The 7050-nt window shown below is 68.4% G+C and carries 5 protein-coding genes; all 5 read left to right on the forward strand.

Going from position 1 to position 7050, the window contains the following annotated elements; all coding sequences use genetic code 11:
* Positions 1 to 1600 (forward strand): glycine cleavage T C-terminal barrel domain-containing protein (locus tag ACWELQ_RS32930; protein ID WP_452400938.1); only part of this gene is annotated, 1600 nt, incomplete at its 5' end.
* Between the two features lie 4 nt (positions 1601 to 1604).
* Positions 1605 to 2744, forward strand: a complete 1140-nt coding sequence (gene solA / locus ACWELQ_RS32935) for an N-methyl-L-tryptophan oxidase (RefSeq protein WP_452400939.1) — start codon at positions 1605 to 1607, stop codon at positions 2742 to 2744.
* Entirely contained in the window at positions 2735 to 3871 is a 1137-nt protein-coding gene (locus ACWELQ_RS32940) for an aromatic ring-hydroxylating oxygenase subunit alpha (RefSeq protein ID WP_452400942.1), read from the forward strand. The genes solA and ACWELQ_RS32940 overlap by 10 nt, the downstream gene beginning before the upstream one ends.
* Positions 3865 to 5364: an aldehyde dehydrogenase family protein gene (locus ACWELQ_RS32945; RefSeq protein ID WP_452400940.1), complete on the forward strand. Its 1500-nt coding sequence runs from the start codon at positions 3865 to 3867 to the stop codon at positions 5362 to 5364. The genes ACWELQ_RS32940 and ACWELQ_RS32945 overlap by 7 nt, the downstream gene beginning before the upstream one ends.
* A 39-nt stretch (positions 5365 to 5403) precedes the next feature.
* Positions 5404 to 6960 (forward strand): APC family permease, encoded by a 1557-nt coding sequence (locus tag ACWELQ_RS32950; RefSeq protein WP_452400941.1) that lies wholly within the window; start codon positions 5404 to 5406, stop codon positions 6958 to 6960.
* The last annotated feature ends 90 nt before the right edge of the window (positions 6961 to 7050 follow it).

Consider the following 7050-nt stretch of genomic DNA (forward strand, 5'->3'; position numbering starts at 1 on the left):
GGACACCGCGGGCGAGCCGATGCCGTCCATGCTGCCGTTCACGGCCGCGGAGTTCGACCCGGCGTGGGCGCACAGCCTCGAACTGCTGCCAGCGCTGCGCGAGACCGCCGTGGACGAGGCCTTCGACGGCATCTTCTCCTTCACCCCCGACGGGTTCCCGATCCTCGGCGAGCATCGCGAGCTGGCCGGATTCTGGGTGGCCGAGGCGGTCTGGGTGACGCATTCGGCCGGGGTGGCGCGGGCGGTCGCGCAGTGGATCGTGGACGGCAGCACGGATATCGATCTGCACGAGGCCGACCTGTACCGGTTCGAGGCGGCGGCGCTGAGCCCGGAATTCATCCGGAGTACCAGCGTGCAGGCGTTCGTCGAGGTGTACGACATCCTGCATCCGCACCAATATCGCAGCGCGCCAAGGGATGTGCGGACCAGCCCGTTCCATGCCCGGCAGCGGGAGCTGGGCGCGTTCTTCTTCGAAGGCGCGCTGTGGGAGCGCCCGGCCTGGTTCGAGGCCAATGCCGGGCTGCTGGACGAGGTGGCCGCCGACGGGGTGGCCGTCCCGGTGCGCGACGAATGGTCGGCTCGCTTCTACTCACCCATCTCGATCGCCGAAGCGGCCTGGACGCGAAGCCATGTCGCCCTCTACGACATGACGCCGCTGACCCGCTACGAGATCTCCGGTGCGGGCGCGACCGCGTTTCTGCAGGAACTGACCACCAATGACGTCGGCAAGAAGCCCGGCGCGGTCACCTACACGCTGCTGCTGGACGCCAACGGGGGAGTGCGCAGCGATCTGACCGTCGCACACCTGGACGAGAACCTCTTCCAGGTGGGCGCGAACGGCCCGCTCGACTTCGACTGGTTCGCCCGCCACCTGCCCGGCGACGGCAGCGTCACGCTGCGCGACATCACCGGCGGCACCTGCTGTGTCGGAGTGTGGGGTCCGAAGGCTCGGGATCTGGTGCAACCGCTGTGCCCGGACGACCTGTCACACAAGGCTTTCGGGTACTTCAGGGCCAAACGCACGTTCCTGGGCCCCGTTCCGGTGACCATGCTGCGCGTCTCCTATGTCGGAGAACTCGGCTGGGAGATCTACACCAGCGCCGAATGCGGTGCGGCACTGTGGGATCTGCTGTGGGAGGCCGGTCGCCCGCATCGCGCCATCGCGGCCGGGCGGCTCGCGTTCAACAGCCTGCGCCTGGAGAAGGGCTACCGGTCCTGGGGCACGGACATGACCACCGAGCACACGCCCGACGCCGCCGGACTCGGATTCGCGGTCCGGATGGACAAGACCGACTTCCTCGGGAAGAAGGCCCTGGACGCCGCGCCGCCGCCGGATCGCCTGCTGCGCACGCTGGTCGTCGACGATCCGGCGGCGGTCGTGCTGGGCAAGGAACCCGTCTCGGTCGGTGGCAGCGTGGCCGGATACGTCACCAGCGCCGGATACTCCGCCACCGTCGGCCGCACCCTCGCCTACGCCTGGCTCCCGGCGGCCGTCGCGCCGGGCGATGAGGTCGAGATCGACTATCTGACCGAGAGATTCACCGCACGGGTGCACACCGATCCGGTGGTCGACCCCGAGCTCGCGCGGATTCGGAGGTAACCGCATGACCGAAACCTACGACGTCATCGTCATCGGCCTGGGCGGCATGGGCAGCGCCGCCGCCTACCACCTGGCGCAACGCGGGCAGCGCGTGCTGGGCCTGGAACGCTTCACCCCCGCACACGATCGCGGGTCCAGTCACGGCGGATCGCGCATCATCCGGCAGTCCTATTTCGAGGACCCCGCCTATGTGCCGCTGCTGCTGCGCGCCTACGAACTGTGGGAACAGCTGGCCCGCGACTCGGCGGCCGAGGTGTACCGGCTCACCGGGGGCCTCTACGTCGGGCCGCCCGAGAGCCTGACCGTGGCGGGGAGCATTCGCGCCAGCCGGGAATGGTCGCTGCCGCACGATTTGCTCGACGCCAGCGAAATCCGTTCCCGCTTCCCGAATTTCGCGCCCGAACCGCACTTCGTCGGCCTCTACGAGGAACTGGCCGGATTCGCCAGGCCAGAACGCACCGTCGCCGCGCACCTGGATCTGGCCGCCGCACACGGGGCCACCCTGCGCTACGGCGAGGTGGTCGAATCCTGGCGCGACACCGGATCCGGCGTCACCGTCACCACCGGGACCGGCGTGTACAGCGCCGGACAACTGGTGATCTGCCCGGGGGCGTGGGCTCCCGGCCTGCTCGCCGACCTCGGCATCGGGATCGAGATCGAACGCCAGGTGATGTACTGGTTCGACCCCGTCGTCGGCTCCCGCAGGTTCGAGGGCGACCCCATCTACATCGCCGAAAACGACCACGGCGCACAGATCTACGGTTTCCCCGCCATCGACGGTCCCGAGGGCGGTGTGAAGACCGCGTTCTTCCGCAAGGGCATCCCGTGCACGCCGGACACCATCGACCGCACGGTGCATCCGGAGGAGATCACCGAAATGCGCACGCGCGTCAGCGAACTGCTGCCCGCGCTGGTCGGCCGCTCCCTGCACACCGCCACCTGCATGTACTCCAATACAGCCGACCAGCATTTCGTGGTCGCCCGCCACCCCGCGCACACGGCGGTCACCGTGGCCTGCGGATTCTCCGGGCACGGCTTCAAATTCGTGCCGGTCGTCGGGGAGATCCTCGCCGACCTGGCCATGACCGGGACCACGCGGCACCCCATCGACCTGTTCGCCCCGCAAAGGCTGGTATCCCTGTGAGTTCGGCACTGATTCCCACCCTCGGCGGCGAGTACTACTGCGACCCCGCGGTTTTCGCCAAGGAGCAGGAGCGCATCTTCGAGCGGATGTGGTTCTGCGCGGCCAGATCCGCCGACCTCACCGAGCCGGGCGGGTTCCGCCGGGTCGAGGTCGGGCGCGAGAGCGTGCTCATCGTGCGCGGCCACGACGGCGAACTGCGCGCCTTCCTGAACGTGTGCCGCCACCGTGGCGCGCTGATCTGCACCGAGAGCGAGGGGCAGGTGCGGCGCACGCTGCGCTGCCCCTACCACGCCTGGTCCTACGCCCTGGACGGCAAACTCGTCGCGGCCCCGAATATCTCGACACTGCAGGATGATTCGGGCGCGCCCATCGACCGCGTCGCCTACGGCCTGATCCCCGTCGCGCTGCGCGAATGGCTCGGCTACGCCTGGGTGTGCCTGGCCGACGAGCCGCCCTCCTTCGAGACCGACGTCATCGGCGCGGTCACCGGCCGCCTGGGCGACCCGGCCGCCATCGACGGCTACGGCATGGAACGGCTCGCGCTCGGCAAGCGGGTGGTCTACGACGTCGCCGCCAACTGGAAGCTGATCGTCGAGAACTTCATGGAGTGCTACCACTGCGCGGCCATCCACCCGGAACTCGTCGAGGTGCTGCCGGAATTCGCGAAAGGCTATGCGGCGCAATACTACGTCGGCCACGGCGCGGAATTCGGCGAGCGCATCGACGGCTTCACCGTGGACGGCCGGGCCGGATTCGAGGCGCTGCCCGGCCTCGCCCCCGAACAGGACCGCAAGTACTTCGCCATCACCATCCGGCCCACGGTCTTCGTGAATCTCGTACCCGACCACGTCATCTTCCACCGCATGTACCCGCTGGCCCACGACCGCACCGTCGTCGAATGCGATTGGCTCTACGCACCCGATGTGCTGCGTTCCGGCGGCGTGCTCGACCATTCCGTGGAACTGTTCCATCGGGTGAACGAACAGGATTTCGCGGCCTGCGAACGCACCCAGCCCGCCATGTCGTCGCGGGCCTACCGCAATGGCGGGGTGCTGGTTCCGGCCGAGCACCATATCGCCGAATTCCATGCCTGGGCGCGGGGCCGGATCGAGGGTCCGCAATGTTGAACGACGACGAACTCTGTTGCCAGCCCTGCCTGTACATCGACGGGAAATGGACCGGTGCGCTGGGCGGCGGCACCCGCGATATCGTGAATCCCGCGGACGGCACCGTGATCGCCACCGTGGACGAGGCCGACCGCGCGGACGCGGTGGCGGCGGTCGCGGCGGCGCGCGCGGCCTTCGACACCGGCGGCTGGCCCGCCACACCGGTGTCGGAGCGGATCGGGTACCTGCTGCGGATCGCGGAGCTGCTGGCCGCGGAACGTGATCACCTGGCGCGCATCGAAACCCTCGACACCGGAAAGACGCTGCGCGAAAGCTACATCGACGTCGACGATGTGATCGCGGTCTTCCGCTACTACGCCGCCTTGGCCGCCACCGCGACGGATCGGCTCGTGGACACCGGCGATCCGGCGGTCATCAGCCGTGTCGTGCGCGAACCCGTCGGCGTCTGCGCGCTCATCGCGCCGTGGAACTATCCGCTGCTGCAAATGTCGTGGAAGATCGCGCCCGCGCTGGCGGCCGGGTGCACGATGGTGGCCAAGCCCAGCGAGGTGACGCCGCTGAGCACCATCGCGCTGATCCGGCTCATCGACCGGGCCGGGGTGCCGCCGGGCGTGGTGAATCTGATCCAGAGCAGCGGAGCCACAGTCGGTTCCGCGCTCACGGACACCCCCGATGTGGATCTCATCTCCTTCACCGGGGGAGCGGCGACAGGCGCGGCCATCGCCGGGAACGCCGCCCGACACATCACCCGCGTCGCGCTGGAACTCGGCGGCAAGAACCCGCACATCGTGTTCCCGGACGCGGACTTCGACGCCGCCGTGGATGCCGTGCTGACCGGTGTCTTCCTGCACTCGGGGCAAGTGTGCTCGGCCGGAACACGATTGATCGTCCACGAATCCATCGCCGACGAGTTCGTGGCGGCGCTGGCCGCCCGCGCGGAACGCATCCGGATCGGGCCCGGCCTTGATCCCGCCAGCGAGACCGGGCCGCTGGTCTCCGAGGCACACCGCACGAAGGTGGAAGCCTATGTGGCACTAGGAATCTCGGGTGGTGCACGGCTGGTCACCGGTGGCAGGCGACCCGAGGATCCCGCGCTGCGCGCCGGAAGCTTCTACCCGCCCACGATTTTCGACCACTGCGACCGCGAAATGCGCATCGTGCAGGAGGAGACCTTCGGCCCGATCCTCACCGTCGAACGCTTCACCACCGACGAGCAGGCGCTCGCCCTCGGCAACGACACCGCCTACGGCCTGGCCGCGGGTGTCCGCACCGCCGACCCGGCCCGCGGCGAACGCTTCACCCGCGCCCTGCGTCACGGCACGGTGTGGCTCAACGACTTCGGCTACTACACCCCGGCAGCCGAATGGGGCGGCTTCGGCCGCTCCGGAATCGGGCGCGAGCTCGGTCCCAGCGGCCTGGCGGAATACCAGGAGACCAAACACATCTGGCACAACACCGCGCCCGCGGTGGGCGGCTGGTTCACCGACAACTGAATATGGTTCTGCGCGTTTAATTTCGAAAGTTGGTCCGTCATGACCACCACCCGTCCCCCTTCAGAAACCAGCGCTCCCACCCCGGACCACGGGATGGCGGAATTCGGCTATCGGGAATCCCTGAGCCGGAGTATCGGGAAATTCTCGAGTTTCGCCGCCGGCGTCAGCTATATCTCCATCCTCACCGGCACCTTCCAGATGTTCTATTTCGGCTTCGGCGCGGCCGGTCCCGGCTATCTGTGGTCGTGGCCGCTGGTGTTCGTCGGGCAGCTCGCCGTCGCCCTGTGCTTCATGGAACTGTCCGCCAAATACCCGGTGGCGGGCTCGGTCTACAACTGGGCCAAGAAGCTCGGCAGTCGCGCGGTCGGCTGGTCGGCGGGGTGGCTGATGCTCACCGCGTCCATCGTCACGCTCGCGGCGGTGGTGCTGGCGTATCAGCTGAATCTGCCGCAGTTGTGGAGCGGGTTCCAGCTGGTCGGCGACGGTAGCGTCAGCCGCGACTTCGCAACCAACGCGGTGATTCTCGGCACCGTGCTCATCATCTTCACCACCGTCGTGAACGCCTTCGGCGTGCGGCTCATGGCCATGATCAACAGCACCGGCGTGTTCATCGAACTCATCGCCGCCGTGCTCATCGCGATCATCCTCGGCGTCCACGTCACCCGCGGTCCGGCCGTGTTCTTCTCCAGCCACGGGTACGGGGCCGGGCAGAGCGGCGGGTATCTGAGCGCGTTCCTGGTGGCGTCGCTGGCGTCGGGCTACGTCATGTACGGGTTCGACACCGCCTCCTCGCTCGGCGAGGAGACCGTGGAGCCCCGGCGCACCGCCCCCAAAGCGATCCTGCGAGCCTTGCTGGCGTCCTTCGTGATCGGCGGCGCGATCCTGGTGTTCGCGGTCATGTCCGCGCCGAACCTCGAGGACCCGAAGCTCGGGGCCGCCGACGGCGGGCTGCAATACATTGTCCAGCAGGTGATGTGGGGCTGGCTGGGCAAGGTGCTCCTGGTCTGCATCGTGATCGCGGTGACCGTGTGCGCGCTGGCCGTGCACACCGCCGCCATCCGGCTCACCTTCGCCATGGCCCGCGACAACGCGCTGCCGTTCGGGGAGAAGCTGGCGCGGGTCAGCGCCAAGCACAAGACGCCGGTGATCCCGGCCGTCGTGATCGGCGTGCTGTCGGCGCTCATCCTGGTCATCAATATCGGTCAGCCGCAGGTGTTCACGGTGATCACCTCGATCGCGGTCATCATGATCTACCTGGCGTACCTGCTGGTCACCGCGCCCATGCTGTGGCAGCGGATCAAGGGCGGCTGGCGGCCCGAGGAACTGGCCGCCGAAGGCTACTTCTCGATGGGCCGCTGGGGACTGCCGGTGAACGTCGTCGCGGTGGTGTGGGGGCTCGGCATGGCGATCAACCTGGCCTGGCCGCGCACCGCCGTCTACGGCGGGCCCTGGTACAACACCTGGGGCGCGTTCCTCTACATCGGCGGCATCTTCCTGGCGGGCCTGCTGTGGTACCTGCTCAAGGGAACTCGCGTCATCGGGATCCTCGCCTCCCACGCGGCGGTCGAGCCGGTGCCGGAGGTGCCCGCGTCATGAGCGACACCTTCGACTACGTGATCGTCGGCGGCGGCTCGGCCGGGTGCGTGGTGGCCGCCCGGCTCAGCGAGGACCCGGACGTCACCGTCT

Source organism: Nocardia sp. NPDC004722, from assembly GCF_053601505.1.

Excerpts from the sequence above, each read along its gene's own strand:
- ACWELQ_RS32945 (WP_452400940.1), top strand. The coding sequence starts at position 3,865 with ATGTTGAACGACGACGAACTCTGTTGCCAGCCCTGCCTGTACATCGAC.
- ACWELQ_RS32950 (WP_452400941.1), top strand. The coding sequence starts at position 5,404 with ATGACCACCACCCGTCCCCCTTCAGAAACCAGCGCTCCCACCCCGGAC.
- solA (WP_452400939.1), top strand. The coding sequence starts at position 1,605 with ATGACCGAAACCTACGACGTCATCGTCATCGGCCTGGGCGGCATGGGC.